Raw genomic sequence first — 16,713 nt, forward strand, 5'->3', positions numbered from 1 at the left:
TCGAAAAGTCGATCAATAATCAATACTAGCAAAAATTTGGTGGAGCTTGTTGGATTCGCCTTGCGCAGGCGGCCTTCGTCGGCGCCACGATGGCGCGAACCGCAGCGAAGCTGCGGCGACGACTGAGCCCGGACGGCGTGCCGCCGAAGAAAGGTGAAGCCAACAAGCTCCACCAAATTCCCCGCGCTAGGCAATGACTACTGCTCGATCTCCTTGTCGATACCAGGAATCTCAGGAGTGGCAACCTTAGCAGTCTGATCCGCAACGTAACCAAGAACTTGAGCAAGTGCTCCGCGATCGGCCCAAACGTCCCATTTTTCTGGTTTGCCTTTCCATTTTAGCAAGAACACCAACTTCTCTTTCAAAGTCTCTGGTGGCTTACCGTAGTGAAGCATGAAACAGAAAATCGCAGGCAAATCGTTTTCAGAAATAGAACCGCTGTCGATTTGATCTTTCGCGAACTCAAGCAACAAACCTTTGAACATGCCGTAAGCTTTCAAAGCTTCTTGCGTGTTGATGTACCCATCTTTGTTTTTATCGTATCGAGCAAACAACATCTCGATGTACTGAACCACATGCGGAGCCAAACTTAAATCGCCCCACTTCACAGTTTTCTTCGAGTTCGGAACATAACCAGCCGCTTTGAACACGTTCGTCAAATAATCGTCGAATTCGTCAGCGTCGCTCGCTTTTTTGATGTATTTCAAATACTCCGGCGTGCCCTTCATATAGGTCGCCATTGAGCGTTTATATGATTTACGAGCGCACTCCACTTTTAACAACGTGCCGTCAACAGGGTCTTTTTCGTTCGTCAAACAATCGGACTGAAGTTCATTCTTCAAATCCGTATTGATGTTCAAACCTGACCAAATCATACCGACAAGATCCGTGAACTCTTGGAAAGAGGCGTAGTTGTTACCGTCAGCGTGCGGTGTGAACAAGTTTGCATCGCGGAAACGGGAATCACCAAATGTCGTGTTCGTTTTATCCAACAAGCCCATTTGGATAAAGATCACTTTCAATTCGTTAAAGCCGTACTGAACCTCTTTAAGAGTCACACCGCTATAATCTGTGATACGATCCATGTCGGTCGCAAAAGAACGAATCGCAATACGCGCAATCGCACGATCCAGATTCAACTGTTTCAAACTTTTCTTCGTGTAACTGACGCTGACACGGTTTGAAATAATCAAACGACCTTCAGAATCTACGATCAATGGCGAAGACGTGTTCGCCATCAACGCGAACTCTTTCAATGCTTCATTCAAAGCCGCAGAGTTGTTTTTAGACTTAGAAGCTTTAGTGATAAGATCAACGAAATCATCCGGAGTGATGCCTTCGTTTGGCTTCCAATCTTGCGAAAGTTTTGCGATGAACAATTCCGCATCAAGATAGACTTGCAATTCTTTGCGCAGAACTTCGATAGAATCCGCGTTCAAAGCATTCGGCACGCTACCCGCGATACGTTTTTTCGGTTCAACCAAAACGTTATTCACGACAACTTTAACAACCTGATCAAGCGCTGTTTGGTCGATACCTTTTGGCAAGATATCCAAAGTCAGAATATCTTTACCAATCACCGACAAATCTTTGCGAGTGAACTGATTGCCATCTTTCACTTGCATCAAGTCTTTAAGGATATTCAACGTTTGATTGACCATCACCGACAAATTGCCGACCGGTTCAGGCTTGTCCCAAGTTACGTCTTTCAAGAAGTACTTATAATATAAGAAGTCCGTGTAAACGCGGGCCCCGTAACTAAGAACGATACTCCAGTGACCTTTGTTCAAAGTTGAATCGCCACCAAGAATGACTTTCTTCACGTCAATCACAGTCGGCAAATATTTCTGAGCGGTCTTCACCAACGAATCGTCCGCTTTTTTCGGCGGATACAGAGCTTCAAACTCTTTGGCCAAATTGATTACGTCTTTAAGATCGTAAGAACCTTCGATCAATACGCCCAATTCGCGACCTGTTGATTCCAAGATGAACTGCGCATCCAAGAAGAACTTTTGCGCTTCTTCTGGCGTGTACATCGTAGGGTCCCAGTCAGCTCCATAGATCGCCCAGAACGGCATGAAACGCTCAACCAATGATTTCAAACGGCTGACTTTTAAACGTGCATTCTGGAAGTCATTTGTAGAGAACGATTCAGAACTACCGCCGAACAAAAGCTTTTTAACTTTCATCCCCTCAACAACAAGTCCTTGAGAGATTTTAAAATCAGGCCAGATTTTTGAAAGCGTCGACAATAAGTCAGCCACTTCATCGCGCGAAACAATACCTTCAGGTTTTTGCGCCGTCAGATCTTCAAACACGGACAAGATATCTTCAACAGTACGAGACACGTAAGCCAGGCGATAACCTGCACCCGTCTCTTCAGTGCCTTTGATGAAATAGTAATAACGAAGATACTGAATGTAACCGCGCGAACCTAACAAAGCGAAACGACGCCATTCGTTGGGTGCAACGACATTTTCATCACCACCGGCTAAGGCTTTTTTCACCTTTTTTACAGCTGGCATGTATGTTTCAAGCGTGCGAGTGAATTCCCAATCTTCTTCGAAGAATTTAGAGAATTCTTTCATCAAACTTACGAAGTCAGAAAGTGCATAAGTTTGACCGTTTTCTTCGAACAATGTCGCAAGGGTGCGACCCGCTTTTTGAACGGCAGTATTTGCTTCTTCGAAGTACGCCATGTCCGTTTGAATATTCGACACGTGAGTCACGGTCCAATTCAAAGCCAAAACTTTCATGTAAGGGTTCAAACCCAAAGTGACTTGGCGGAAGACTTCGAACGTGCTTGCGGCTTTATCAAGTTCAGCGCGCGTGATGTATTCACGACCGCCACCAACAAGAAGCTGCTTAATTTTCATGAACTCAACTTGCAGTTCAGGAGAAATTTTTGTTTTTTTAGATTTATCGAAGAAGTTCGACTCTAGGAATGTCGCGATCTCTTGCGACGTATAGCGATCGGCATTGTTACCACGAACGTATTTTTTAAACTGGGCAACCGCAGAACCCACACAGTCCCACAAAGCATTCACATCGGGATTTTTTGCTGTCCCTTTGATGAAGTCTTTTACGACGGGACTTGCTGAAGAAAGACACTGAGTTCCTGAAAACTCATAAGCATCAGCCGGCGGAGGTGTTTCACCCACACGAGCATCACAGCCCGCTAATAATAAAGCAGCAGCACTTAAGAGCAAGGCACCCTTAAGTTTAAAATTAGAAAACATATGTCATGCCTCCGTACACACGGTCATTGGCGCGGAATTCATTCAAGAAACCCGATTTATCGTAGTTCTCGTCTTGAACTCCTAATACGTCAGCCCCTGCGACAACAGCCCACTTCTGATGTGGGTAATACAAGAATTCTGTGTTGAGCAAAGAACCACGTTGGTCATAATCGTAAAGATACTTAAAGCGAGTCACAAACGGACGACGGAAGAATGTCGCCACTTGGCCTTCTAATTTCACTTGAACCGCGTCTGTAAATTTCAAACGCGAATCAAACATCGTGAAAGAATCCGGCGTACCATTCGCAGTGATATCCTGAATACCACCGCCAACAACTTTCAAATATTCGAATTGCACTGTGATCGGACGAACCAAAATGTTCGCCATCGAAAAATCAATTGCCGCTGAATAGGCCTGAAGCGGTTTTAACTTTTGGATTGAAAGATCGCCATCAGGACGAATCTCTTTAGGGTCATCGGCCAAGTAAGAAATCGAGGCTTTCAAGCTTCCGAATGTATAACCCAAATCCATCGAACCAATGCGGTGATAAGTCACTTCCGGCGTCACCGTCACATCGACTTTATCGGCCGAAATGTTTTTATAAGCGGCACGTTTCAAGATCAATTCATTCACTGGCAAGTAACCACCAGAAACCACGATCCACGGACCGCTTTCCTTATTACCGATACGACCCATCATCGCCCCACCGCCGTTTTTCACGAGGTCAAGCTGATCGGGAATATCTAATTTATAAGAGATCGTATTGATATTGGAATTGAAGTCGTAATCACGAGAAGGTGGACGATACCAACGACTGTCAGCAGCTAGGCCCCCGTTGTCTTCACGAATATCAGGGCCCATGTTTGGAATATTGAACGTCGTACCGAACGCTAAGATTTCCCAACCCTGAGTATTATAATCGATGAACAGACCTGCCAAGCCCTCTTCCTCGGGACGAAGAGCATCGATCGAGTACACCGGTTGCCATAAACCTAAATTCCAACGGTGATCGACCTCACTCCATTCCTTTTTCTTACGGCCCAAAGAGATCTTCAAATTGCCCAAGCCACGTGACGACATATACGCCTCGTGCACCATGGTGTGAGATTGGCCCTTACTGAAGAACGTACCGCCTGAAGCGTCGGCCGCGAAATCAAGAATCGAAGTTTCTTTTAATAACGACAAACGCGCAGAAAGAAGTTGGCTGTACGTCAAACCCGGTTGTTCCGGGATCGGCGTCAGATACTGCATGTTTTCAACACGGATTTGCCCATAGACCTGCATGGGCTTCGAAGATGATGAAGACTCTTCAAGCGGATTTTGCAAAGAGCTCACGCCCTCAGCTTGAGGCAATTTCAAGCTGGTAGTTTGCGCTTTAGATTTTGGAATCATCACAACGCTAAAAAGTAACGCCGCGAGATATGATTTACCCCTCACATAATCCTCTGGATATTAGTCCAGGGGATAGAGAACTAGAAACGCCGGTTTGAGTCAACGGGGCCCTGTGTCCAAAAGGACTCAGATCAAATATAACGGCCTTCAAGGTAAAAAATCTGGGTTTGGTTGAAAAACTTTCCTCGGAAAATCTGATGCTTAGCACTCTCGATTAGAGCAAGTGCTCCAATAGCCATTTTGGATCATCCACCGGAATATCGTGCCCCGCCCACGGGTGCATCGCCGCTTTCAGATTCCAAGCTTGCGCGATGTTCGGAGTGCACGATGGATTCACCAAACGATCGCCATGACTTCCGATCAATTGAATATCGCCAGGAGCTTCTTTGGGAAACGAATACGAAGCGGCGGCTTTTAATTGGCGTACAACGTTCAGAACCTGCATCGGATTTTCACGAGAGTACTCGATCATCGCTGGCATCTCGGCTTCGCGACGTTCATGGTTATTTACGACCATTCCTAAAATTGTCTTTTCCCAGCGCGCTGGGTCCTTCGCAAATGTTAACGATAAACTTGGAAGATAATTGTGCAACATGAAGCGATCATAAAACGGAGAAAAGCTCGAAGAACTTGTACAAACCAAAAACGCTTTTTCAATTTCGTGAGGATACTGACGCATCCACTCGACCGTGATCATCGCGCCCAAAGATACTGATAAAACTTTGAATGGCACTTTCTCTTTCACGAACTGAGAGCGTTCGCGCAAGTCTTTGACGAATTCAGCAACTGTCAGAGGGCTCTTTTCAGCAAAGCGTTCGCCATTGCCTTTCAGATCCAGGAATTCAAACTGATCATTGGGAAATTTCTTTTGAATTTCTGTCGCAAAACTGCCCCAGTGCCCGCGTCCACGAGCCAAACCACGCAGTAAAATCCAACGATTAGTATTTTGCATACCACAACTCTTTCGCTTTGTTTTCGAATTCGCGTATTTCTAATTCTGAAAGATCAATCCACTCGGGCGAGTGCACGGCGCGAATTAAAAACTCCATCAACGTATTATGACGACGCAACGTACGACGATGACGGTGACCAATCAACGGATTAAACGGCCCATCACTGCGGAAAATTTGCCATGGATTTTTCTTGAGCCACATCCACGAGCCCATTTCCAGACACAACGGCAGATAATGCTTCCCGCGCGCCAAACCTTGATGCTGATCGTAAATATAATCCCACAAATCACCGTGAGTCGTGTACGTCCCCGCTTGAGGCTCCACACGATAAAAGTGATAAGGATACGTTTTTTCAAGCAATGAGTTGAACGAATACAACTGCGCCACTTCTGGAAATGGCTTCAGCGTGCGCGCATAAGGAAACCATAAACGATCCTGCAAACCAAAACCCGAATGCAAATCCAAAGTGATCGCTAATTTACTGTCAGCGATTTCAGACTGCACACCACGAATCAGTGCTTGCGCTTCCACTTCCATTGGAGCACCCGCTTCACCGCGATACCACGGCAATTTGCGAGTGTAACGATGACCGCCTAAAAAACGTGGTGGATCATCGGCTTCGACCGGCGCATTTCGCATCAGATCGACACCGCGAGGATTGCTGCGCATTTTTTTAGCGATCCCGATAGGATTTACTGTGGGAATAAAAAAGATTCGGATGTCTTCCAAAGTTCTTTGCAAGCCCTTGTCCCACACAATGAGTTCTGCCAAGGAATTCAACAACGCGACAGTCACTTGCGAGCCGATACGCTCAAGACCGTGAACTCCACCCACGAAGCCTAGAACAGGCGCTTCGGGATTCGTTGTTCCAAATGAAAGCTTATAGATGGGCATACGCACATCTCCATCCTCACTGTAGGCCAACACTTCGGTGCGTGCGGCAGATCCCAGCTCGGAAATACGCTTTTCAATTTGCTGAATTTCTAAAATAGAAGACATGGAAACCATTGTTGGCGAAATCATCCCTGGTTCCAAACATTAACGCTCGCAGCCATCGGGAGCATTTGCTCCAATTCCCGAACCAGGGTTATTCTTTCACCCACAGGAGAATTACTATGATGAGTCTTGATACTTTGTTGGACAAAATGTGGGTTGATTATTGCCAACTAAACCCTGCTGCGAAACGCATCTATGATCTCTTCACAGCACAAGGTGAAACGGTTTTGAATGACCATATCGCCCTTCGCACATTTAACCATCCACGCTTGGGTATTCAATCTCTTGCAAAACAATTCAAAAAATTCGGATACGTAGAATCTTCGCAAGAATATTTCTTCACAGAAAAAAAACTTTACGCGAAACACTTCGAACATCCAGATGAAACAAAACCAAAAATTTTCATCAGCGAATTGGAACTAGAAAAAGTTTCTCCATTTGTGCGCGAAACGATGAACCGTTTGATCGAAAGCATTCCCCAATCTTTGATCGACAGCGAAACATTCTCGATGGATGGTCGTCCGTGGGATATGAGCTTTGAATTGTATTCGCAACTTGCTAAAGAAAGTGAATATGCTTCTTGGGTTGCAGCTTACGGTTTCCGCCCAAATCACTTCACTGTGAATATCAATGCTTTGAAAAAATTCGACGACATCAAAGACTTGAACAACTTCTTAAAATCCAACGGCGTGATCTTGAATTCGTCAGGTGGCGAAGTCAAAGGCACACCTGCCGATTATCTAGAACAAAGCTCAACAATGGCTTCCGAAATTCCTGTGAAATTCACAGATGGCACTCACAACATCCCTGGTTGTTACTATGAGTTTGCGAAACGCTACCCAATGGCGAATGGCAAATTGTACCAAGGCTTCGTTGCGAAATCGGCTGACAAGATTTTCGAAAGTACGAACAAGACAAAATAAAACCATACAGTCTAAAATGCAAAAAGCCCGGGATGACCGGGCTTTTTTATTCTGACAACGAAGTCAGACTAAGCAATTTTTTTGATAAGTAAATGATGTGTATCTTGATCGACATCCTGATTTTGCCAATCCGGGTGGGCCTGCAAGAAGATCTTCACAAGCTGCGAATCGAACTGTGTGCCCGAGCAACGTTTGAGCTCTTCATAAACAACTTCATTTGGAAGTCCTTTACGATAAGCGCGTGTTTGCGACATAGCATCGTAGGTATCTACCACCAGAATAATGCGCGCAAGCACAGGAATTTCGTCACCCAAGATTTTATCAGGATACCCCGTACCGTCGACACGCTCATGGTGACCACGAATACCGGGAAGAATTTCTTTAAAAAACTTATGACGAGCTAATGGCTGTACGATTTCTTCTGAAAGCACAGGATGGCTTTTCATAATCGCAAGTTCGTTATCGTCGAGTTTGCCAGGTTTAGCGATAATTGATTGGGACACGCCCATTTTACCGATGTCATGAAAGAGGCCCGCAAATTCTGCGAGTTTTTGTTCGTACTCATTGAGGCCAGCGTCGCGTGCAAGCTTGCGCGACATTTCGCCAACGCGGCAGCAATGCGCATAAGTCACTGGATCAACGACCTTCAAGGCCTGCATCAATGCTTGAGCCGATTCATAGGCCCATGCAGGAATATCTCCCCAGGTTGACGACATTAGTTCCCCTTTCATTCCCTACTACACTTGTCGGAGTCCTGGTAAACAAACTTTACAGTCGCAGATGACGCAAGAACAGGACCTCGTCTCAGACAGAAACAGATCCAAGTTGACAGCACGGACCCTCGATTGAAAAAATTTAGAAGCAACAAGCGAGGATCATAATGAGACAAACATTTTTCATCACGGCTGCTCTGACAATGTCTTTGAGTCTCCTAAGCTTTTCCCAAGATGCCCATGCGCAAAAAATCAAAGTGCGTAAGGTCCAGGGCAATAAGGCTATCGTCGAGTTCACGGGCAACTTAAACCAAGGATCGACATACGATTTAATCTCTCCCGATGAGTTCGGCGGCGAAGAAGCTTCCAACAATCGCAAGTACGTCGTGGGCGTAAACTTCGCGATGACAAATACCAAAGCCGATGCTGCAAACTCTGTGAACATCACGACTTTCAATTTGGCTGCCCGCTTTGGTTGGAACTTTGGTAGTTTCGAAATCGGTCCGATGGTGGGTTATGCATCAACAATCGCTGATTTGACTTCAACGACTTATAAGCTTGGCGCATTCGCTGACTTTAACATCATCCCTAATATTCCAGGTGAAGCATTCTTGTACGGCATTGGCGGCACAGGCTCGTTCGGTCAACACGATCCAGGTTCTGACACGGTTGTCGGCGATTATAAATACGATTTGTTCGAAGCGTTTGTGGGACCTTTTGTGAAATGGTTCCCGACAGGCGGTCCTTATGGTTTCCGTCTTGATGCCGGTTACATTTATCAACGCCAAAGCACGAATACGATCGGTACGATCGCTGTTTCAGGTTTTGCCGGAAACTTTGGTTTGTTCGCGTACTTCTAGGCTGGTTTACACGTCGATTTAGGATTTAAAAAACAAAAAGCCCGCGACCTTTTCAGTGCGCGGGCTTTTTTTTATTTTCTTATAAAAGCTTTCTATACAGCGGCTATGCCGTCGTAGAGATTACCAGTTGAAGCTAGATTCGTCGTAGCCCCAGCCAGCCAAAGCTTTTTTGTACATACCTTTCATGAACTTTTGAGCTTGGTATGGTTTCAAACCAAGAGCAGCAGCAGAACGGTTTGTAACATCTTGCATACCAGCTTTATCACCAGCAGCTAGATCTTTAACAGCAGCCAAAGCGTCAGAGAATTGCACGCCGAATACTGCTTTGAAAGTTTTGTCCATGTCTTTCTCAGAAGTAGTACCGCGTTCAGCAGCAGCTACCGCCCAAGAGTTCAATGCAGACGCAACTGCAGTCGCTTTATCTTGTTTGAAACCGTAGTCTTTAACAAGTTTATCAGCAGCCATTTTAACAAGTTGTTTGTTAGATTCAGAGTTCAAAGCAGCAAAGTTTGAATCTGAAGCTGAGCTAGAACCATTTTCGTTGATTGCTTGACCGTAGTTACCTGCGTATTGGTTTGCAGAGTAAAGAACGCCGTTTTTACCCAACCAGTATGTACCGTTAGATACGTTTTCCCAGTAAAGACCAGTAGTACCTACACCGATAGTTGAACCGCCAACATAACCAGCGAATTGAGATGCGCTAGCGTAGTATTGGAAGTGGCCCAAATCGTCGTAAACTGCTGCTTGACCAGAACCGTCGAATTTTACGTACCAAAGGTCGTCTGAACCATAACCGTATTTGTTGTAGTCAGGGTCAGCAGTTACTTTAATGCGCGCGCCAGTTTGATGGCTGAATGTGCAACCTGGAGTTGCTTGTTGAGTTGTACATACGTCACCGTAAACTGTTTCGTATGGATAGTAGATCACTTGGCCGCCACCGCCGCCACCACCACCACCGCCGCCTCCGCAGGCTGCGAATCCAGTAACAACTGCTGTCGCTAATAATGCTCTTAATACGTTTTTCATATGATGGTTCCTCCCCATTTATTTATTTTGTATTAGTAACTCAACTTCACTCTGAGGATTTTATTTCCACAGAAGTAGTCGAACGAGTGAGCCCCCTGCTCGCCCTCAAACACCGGAGTGTCGAGAGGTCTACAACCCGCCGAAGACTTAAATCTCAGGCGCGCCGGTGACACCAGTTCAACCGCAGTTCCATCCTTTGCAAAAACCGGTACCAACATTTTGACACCACGGCTGAGACCCGAAGTCTCTGTCGTGAACAGTGCTGGCAGCTTCGTTTTCGCATCGCGCGAATCACTCAGCGTTAGAGGGTTATAAAGCGCTGTCATCAGAGAGGCAGGGAAGAAAGTATAACGTTCCATGCTCTTGCTAATGACACCGTTATTCAGAAGATCGTGATACTCGATTTCTGAGTTCGTAAGGACAAAAGCACCTTTGCGATTTTGCCCTGTGAACGCTGCTCTGACGCGCAATGCGGAGTCAAATTGGGACCGTTGTGCACCAAGTTGTTGATCCAACAACTCCCAGTTCTTGTTATCGAAGATCGATAATCTTTGCTGACGGTTTAGTCCTTCACCGAACCAAAAGCTACCTGCGAATTCATCATTGCTATAATCTAATGACTGAACTTCGCCCACCAACGTATCCAAGATGTTGCGATAAGATTCTTTGTTCGCAAAAAGATCCAGCTCCATGAAGTTCTGCACTTGGCCGCCGACCATCTCACCAACGGCGAAACTATACAAGTACGAGGGCTTAGCTTCTGTACCCTGATTTTTTGCGAGCAGTACCGGAACGATGCCCGCCTCTGCCTGCGTTTGACGCGGTTGAATCACGTCGATGATTTTATAGCCGTTATAGTCTTCAACAGCTTTCAACTCATTCTTCTCATTCAAATAATAGAAGCGCATTTTCGCGGCTTCGTTATCATCTGGATTTTCCCAACGATCTTTAAGCGAGCGTTTCTTAGCTGGATCTTTACCACTTCCCACCCACGCTGGGCGTTTCGTGTTACCCACTTTTTGCCAGAAGATATTAAACGGCATTTGCGCGATTTTGCTGTCATACGCAAAGCTATCGATCAACTTCATGCGGTTGTCGAAAACAAAGAAACTTGTTGGCGATGGAGGAGCATCATCTTCTTCGCTCTTATCTTCAAGAACGCCCAAGACGTAATCGCTTTGACCATCGTTATTCATATCCATACGAGCCATCACCTGCTCGTTGAAATTATCAGAGTTGCCATCGATACGAATCTTCGCACCTGTTGCACCACCAGCAGTCACGTAGCTGTCTTGGCCTTTGTTTGCAACAAGCCACAATTGCCATGCATTGCGATTTTGGGAAACTGCAAAGTAATCGCGAAGTTCTGGATGAGCATCCAAATTTTGATCCACTGGCATGAACGACGTGCGCACGCCAATTGGTAAACCTGTGATGTTCATAGTTCTGATATCAGAAGCCACCGTGTCTGGAGTCAGCGCCACCGTCACTTCGTTTTCGAAAACATAACGACGAGCCGCTTGACCATTCACACTGACATCAACAGTTAAATCCAATTCACTTGGAATGCGTGATTGCGATGGATTCGCAGTATCGACGATGTCCATTTGTACAACGTAGTTACGCTCTTCACCCATTTTCCATGTCGCAGGATATGGAGCTGCTTCTTTGATCGCCGTGATCCATGGGCGAACAGCTTCTGGATGCGGCTTTAAGAAATTCGCATTCATTTTCACTTGCGAGATATCAACGGCTTGCCACTTGTTCACAAATGAAATTTGATAGCTCAAGGTTTTGCTTTGACGATCCCAAGGGATTTCAACTTTTTCTTTTGTCGCAGGGACAATCAAAGGTTGCGCTGTGACTTTCAAGGCCCCTTCAAGATTCATGTTTCCGGCAATAGCGTATTTTGTGTAACTTTCTTTTTCCGGATCAAGGCTCTTAGGTGTCGTATTAGGGAGACCTTCCACAAGGCTCAAGTTCGTCAGTAGCGGACGTGCAGAAAGGATCAGACGAGGATAAATCTCTTCCGCAGGAATACCACGCGCTAACATTTCAGCAATCGCAGCTGTCACGAAAGGAGTTGCCTGAGACGTACCCGACAAGAATTCGTAACCCAATGTTGAGCGGAAACGGATAGGACGTTTGCTTTCAGGATAAGTGCTTAGGATGTTCACACCTGGAGCCACGATATCAACGCCACTACCGAAGTTTGAAAAGTGCGCCATTGCGCCGTCAGGACCCGCAGCACCCACACAGATCACGTTCTTGTAAGCACAAGGACGAAGAAGTGCGCGAGTGGAGTCATTCCCTGCTGCCGCAACGATAATCACGCCACGGGATTGAGCTTCAGCGATCACTTGTCTCATAAAATCAGAATCAACAACTTGTGGCCAACCCATAGAGAAGTTGATCACCTTTGCACCCGAGCGCATCGCATAGATCACGCCACGTGCAACCATGTCACCCAAACTGCGATTGATTTCAGCTTTACCTTCTTCAGTCGGAGAATCCGTAATAGACAACGGCTTCATCGGTTCACTTGGTTGGGTACCGATCACTTGCACCGGCAAGATTTCAACGTTTTGACTTAAACCACGAACACCGATGTTGTTATCGGCAATCGCAGCGATAATACCAGATACGTGTGTCCCGTGACCTTGACTGTCGTCAAAATCAGGACGACCCATGATGTTTGCCGCGTTCGTACCACCCAGCAAAGACCACCCCTGGCAATCTAGTGGGTAACCGTTCTTATCTTGATCGACTTCAGGATTTTTTAGATCCATCCATTTTTGTTCGCAGACTTTGCGATCAGAATCTTCAAGACACTTTTTGAATTTTTCAAGCGCTTTACATTCTGATTCATTACGGTGGATCACACCTTTTAAATCCGGATGGTCTGCTTGAATACCTGTATCCAATACAGCCACGATCACTTTTTTAGGCGCTTTATAAGGAGCTGGCAAACGAACATCTTCACCCGCACGTGCTTGCACGCGGTAGATGTGCAAAGGATCTAAGTCGATCGTTTGCATTTGGCCTTGATTATTTAAACCCCACTGCGCATCACCGAATGGATCCGCAGCATGGGCTGACAATGACAATGTAGTGGCAATAAAGCTTGCGACAAAGAGTTTCATTATTTGAACCCTCCTTGAGTACGATCCAGTTCTATTGGCGAAATACGTGTTTTCGTCGCGAACATGTTGATCAAACCGTTTGCGTAATCCAAATTTTTCTTCGGATCGCCCAATGTGTTTGAGAAGTATTCGATATCCCCGTCTTCATCACCAGTACGGAAACCGTTGATGCGCACGAAGAACACATAGTTTTCAGGGCCCAAGAATTTCAACAACTGTGGCAATGGGATTTCTTCATCCAAGATATAAAGAACCGAAGTCATCCACTTCGTTTGTTCTTTTTTATCTTTCGGATATGAACGAGCCATGTTGATCAAGTTTTTCACCCACGGCATCAAGCATTGATAGTAAGTGCCGTTCACCCAGTAACCAGAGTTGGTGTTACTCACGTGATCACGCTGTCTTGATGTTTGTTCCGAGTGCGCTTGTTCACACATGTTGTTGAACCACGCAAGACCCGTTTTGTAATCGCCATTACCAAAGATCTTCATCAAATCGTCGAAGAACTCGCGGTCGTTGGCCTTTGCAGGTTTACCCATTTTTTCGCTTAATTTTTGGAACAAGCGTCCAAAGAATCTTGCGTTATCAACATCTTTACCATCAGCATCCGGTTGCAACACAAGGTCACGGATTTTATCCAAACCACCTGGCAACACTGACAACTGCGCTGTGACACGATAGAAGTCTACAGACGTGACTGTCGAGAACGCTTCAGGTTCAACCAAACGGTAGTTCGCAACAGTCGTGCCTTTGAATTGACCTTGAACTTCATCAATAAGGTTTAAGAATTTCTTCTTAGATAAATGCCAGCCTCCCCACACGTGTTGAAGGATAGCTACTGACGGATATTGTTTTTGGTTTACTGTAAGATCCGACTCCGTTGTTGCCGTTCTCCAGTAAGCTTTACCAAATGGCGTATTGGCTGGATTCGGGTCATCGCTGTCACCAAGGCTGACTTGCGCTTTAGGCTGCCATTTATTGATAATGCCAGTGATCCAGTCCATCGCAAAACCAAGAAGGTCACGACCGACAAGCTCGCCTTTTTTGTTCGAGAACAAAGTCACTTCTTCATCTTTAGGATCAAGTTCTGGAGCATCCACGCTACGTGGGTAGCGGATTTTCAATAAATGATCTTCATTCAAAGAATCTACACGTTGCGCAAGCAAGCGCGTGCGAATTTCGCGAGTTTTCAAGTTGTGATCGATTTCAAACTTTTGGAATTTGAATTTTGAATACAACAACTCGGTATCGTTATCACGGAACAACGAATACAGAACTGGTTTTAAGTTTTTACGAGTATCCAAGAACGTTTTCACGTACTTGTTATCAGTTTGTGACAAATCCAACTGCTCGGCCATTTCAGGACGGTAGTCGATCACGAAAGCATCGGTGTGAAGATCCGTGATGTTTGTTTGCGCACGTACTTTCAAGAGATTGATGAAGTAGTTGATGTCCAACGTCATGCCCAAGGCTGTTGACGATTGTTTTCTAACGAAAACTTGAACGCCTTCACTTGTTCTCATGAAACTTGTTTGTGACAAGATCACACGTGAACCGTCGACACCCAAAGCAACTGTATTTAAGAAGTCTAACGGAGTGATACCCATCAAAGTATCAATCGACGCAGACACTTGTGCGTAAGCAGCTAGAGCCACCGAATCTGTGATCGTGAAGACTTCGCCTTCACGAAGATCAGACAAGAATGCATCCAGAGGAATTTTTGTTGGCGCTTTGCCATCGCCAGGAACTTGAACTGTGTCAGATGCTTTTGGATCTGTTTGTCCAAGCACCGCACCTAATTTTTCCATGAATCTTGGAATCACAAGATTTTGCCATGGAACTTTCACGCCCTCTTGAATTGAAAGCAACGGACGAACGTGAGTGTAATCACGTGTGATCATCAAGTTCGCGCCACCCACAGGACTGATTTTAGGAACACCATCCAAAGCCATGAAGTAACCCACACTGCCCGTCAGTGATAAGTTATCCACCAATTGGATCGCAGCCGATGAACCATAGTATGTACCCGTCGTAACCTGACGACCGGCATTCATCGACAGACCCGCTACAGGTCCACCCCACGCTTCAACCGGTTGATACAACGGTTCACGCGGATTCGTTCTGATGTGATCGATAATACGTTTTTGAATTTCGTTACCACGTTTAACAGCAAGGTCCGACGTGCTTAAGAAAGCCAAATGTTCGTTGATGTGATTGATCGCAGTTTGGATCAATGCTGTCTTACCGCGAATACCCAAGTAACGTTGCAAGTCACCATCTTGGAATGGCGATTGACGATCACCATGAGCAAAACGTTGCGGATAACCAGGAGCGAACTCCTTCATCACTTTACCGTTTTGTACTAAGCCTGAAGGTGACGTGATATCCAATGACGGACTTGGCCAGCCCGCAGAGTTTGGAAGATTGAAAAGTTCCAAACCGTTTTTCGCGCGGTAATAAAGTTTTGCAAGAACCAAAGATTCAAGCTCTGCCGGGAAAGCCCCCGCTTTGACAATGTCAGAAAAATCTTTCGTTGAAAGTCTTTGCAAACGACGCATCAACCAACGCGCATCTTCGTAAGTACAAGCAGCGAATGACTCTGCCGAAGGATGAGTCAGCACCACATTGCCTGAAAGAACGGAACCCAATTTTGGAGAGAAACGGTTGATACTTTCTGGAACGTCCACCAACGTAAATGGCAAAATCAACGCGCGATACGCACGGTATTTTGAATAACGTTGTACGGCCGCCAACTGCTCTGGGAAATTTGGATCTGGAGCCATACCCCAGTGAATATCGAAATACTCATCAGAAGCGGGTTCAAGAACCGCGTCAGAGAAAACTACAGAGTGATTTTGTTTGTTGTCTTCGATCACCCAGTTACGGCTGGCAAGATCGACGATCATGTACTGTTCAGCGTTCGTTAAGAAAGTCTGTTTTTCTTCTTCGCTATTAAAGAACACGCGAAGGTTTTTGTAGTATTTCGGAGAAGCGACGTAGTAACCAAGTTTTCTTAAAAGAGCGGCTCTCATCAGAGCTGTGTGCGAATAACGTGAAAGACTGAAGCGGTAGAATTTAGTTGGATCTTCTTGGCTTTGAACACGAGACATGTACGTGAAAGCCTTACGGATTGCGGCTTCTTCTGACAGGAACTTCACACCCGTGGGTCCGTTCGGGTATGCGCCAGCCACTTCTTCTGTCGCAGGATACGTGCGATCTTGCCACATTTTATTGTCAGCGGGATTGTAAAGGCTGAGGTCGGTGCCCTTCTGAGCCATCGCTGCGGCTTGACCGACATCAATAGCTTGGCCAGAACCTGCGATAAGGTCTGCGGCAGGCTTCTTTACTGAATTGAGCGGCAACGAAACGCTTTCCGCGCTCGCGATCGACAGCGCCATGAGGCACAAGGCGAAGACGATAACTATTCTTAATGACATACCGAACCTCAAATCTGGTGTCAAAAGGAC

Annotated in this window: 10 protein-coding genes; 2 read left to right on the forward strand and 8 right to left on the reverse strand. The window is 45.8% G+C overall.

Annotated elements, in window-relative coordinates:
- Window positions 1-197: 197 nt before the first annotated feature.
- From DOE51_RS12030 to DOE51_RS12045, 4 genes are all read right to left on the reverse strand, one after another.
- Window positions 198-3,239, reverse strand: coding sequence for an EF-hand domain-containing protein (locus DOE51_RS12030; RefSeq protein WP_142696811.1), 3,042 nt, complete (start codon window positions 3,237-3,239; stop codon window positions 198-200).
- Window positions 3,229-4,677 (reverse strand): transposase, encoded by a 1,449-nt coding sequence (locus DOE51_RS12035; RefSeq protein ID WP_142696812.1) that lies wholly within the window; start codon window positions 4,675-4,677, stop codon window positions 3,229-3,231. The genes DOE51_RS12030 and DOE51_RS12035 overlap by 11 nt, the downstream gene beginning before the upstream one ends.
- Before the next feature lie 169 nt (window positions 4,678-4,846).
- Window positions 4,847-5,584: an alpha/beta hydrolase gene (locus tag DOE51_RS12040; protein WP_142696813.1), complete on the reverse strand. Its 738-nt coding sequence runs from the start codon at window positions 5,582-5,584 to the stop codon at window positions 4,847-4,849.
- Window positions 5,571-6,584, reverse strand: a complete 1,014-nt coding sequence (locus DOE51_RS12045; protein WP_142696814.1) for a DUF2817 domain-containing protein — start codon at window positions 6,582-6,584, stop codon at window positions 5,571-5,573. Before DOE51_RS12045 ends, DOE51_RS12040 begins: the two co-directional genes overlap by 14 nt.
- A gap of 116 nt (window positions 6,585-6,700) precedes the next feature.
- On the opposite strand from DOE51_RS12045, the gene DOE51_RS12050 reads away from it, so the two are divergent.
- The gene (locus DOE51_RS12050) at window positions 6,701-7,504 is read left to right on the forward strand and encodes a DUF1338 domain-containing protein (RefSeq protein ID WP_142696815.1); all 804 of its coding nucleotides are present in this window, start codon (window positions 6,701-6,703) and stop codon (window positions 7,502-7,504) included.
- 68 nt (window positions 7,505-7,572) lie between these two features.
- On the opposite strand, the gene DOE51_RS12055 is transcribed toward DOE51_RS12050, so the two are convergent.
- On the reverse strand, window positions 7,573-8,220 hold the full coding sequence (locus tag DOE51_RS12055) for an HD-GYP domain-containing protein (protein ID WP_142696816.1): 648 nt from the start codon (window positions 8,218-8,220) through the stop codon (window positions 7,573-7,575).
- A 164-nt stretch (window positions 8,221-8,384) separates the two neighbouring features.
- Between DOE51_RS12055 and DOE51_RS12060 the strand changes: the two genes are divergently transcribed.
- Window positions 8,385-9,077: a hypothetical protein gene (locus DOE51_RS12060; protein WP_142696817.1), complete on the forward strand. Its 693-nt coding sequence runs from the start codon at window positions 8,385-8,387 to the stop codon at window positions 9,075-9,077.
- A 120-nt stretch (window positions 9,078-9,197) separates the two neighbouring features.
- Here DOE51_RS12060 and DOE51_RS12065 read toward each other — a convergent pair whose 3' ends face one another.
- The 3 genes from DOE51_RS12065 to DOE51_RS12075 are packed head-to-tail and all read right to left on the reverse strand — an operon-like array spanning window position 9,198 to window position 16,683.
- Window positions 9,198-10,103: a hypothetical protein gene (locus DOE51_RS12065; protein ID WP_142696818.1), complete on the reverse strand. Its 906-nt coding sequence runs from the start codon at window positions 10,101-10,103 to the stop codon at window positions 9,198-9,200.
- A 32-nt stretch (window positions 10,104-10,135) separates the two neighbouring features.
- On the reverse strand, window positions 10,136-13,246 hold the full coding sequence (locus DOE51_RS12070) for a S8 family serine peptidase (RefSeq protein ID WP_142696819.1): 3,111 nt from the start codon (window positions 13,244-13,246) through the stop codon (window positions 10,136-10,138).
- Window positions 13,246-16,683 carry a hypothetical protein gene (locus DOE51_RS12075; RefSeq protein ID WP_142696820.1) on the reverse strand — a complete coding sequence of 1,146 codons (3,438 nt, stop codon included), beginning with the start codon at window positions 16,681-16,683 and terminating at the stop codon, window positions 13,246-13,248. The genes DOE51_RS12070 and DOE51_RS12075 overlap by 1 nt, the downstream gene beginning before the upstream one ends.
- Between the last annotated feature and the right edge of the window lie 30 nt (window positions 16,684-16,713).

The organism is Bdellovibrio sp. NC01, assembly GCF_006874625.1.
Lineage (GTDB): Bacteria > Bdellovibrionota > Bdellovibrionia > Bdellovibrionales > Bdellovibrionaceae > Bdellovibrio.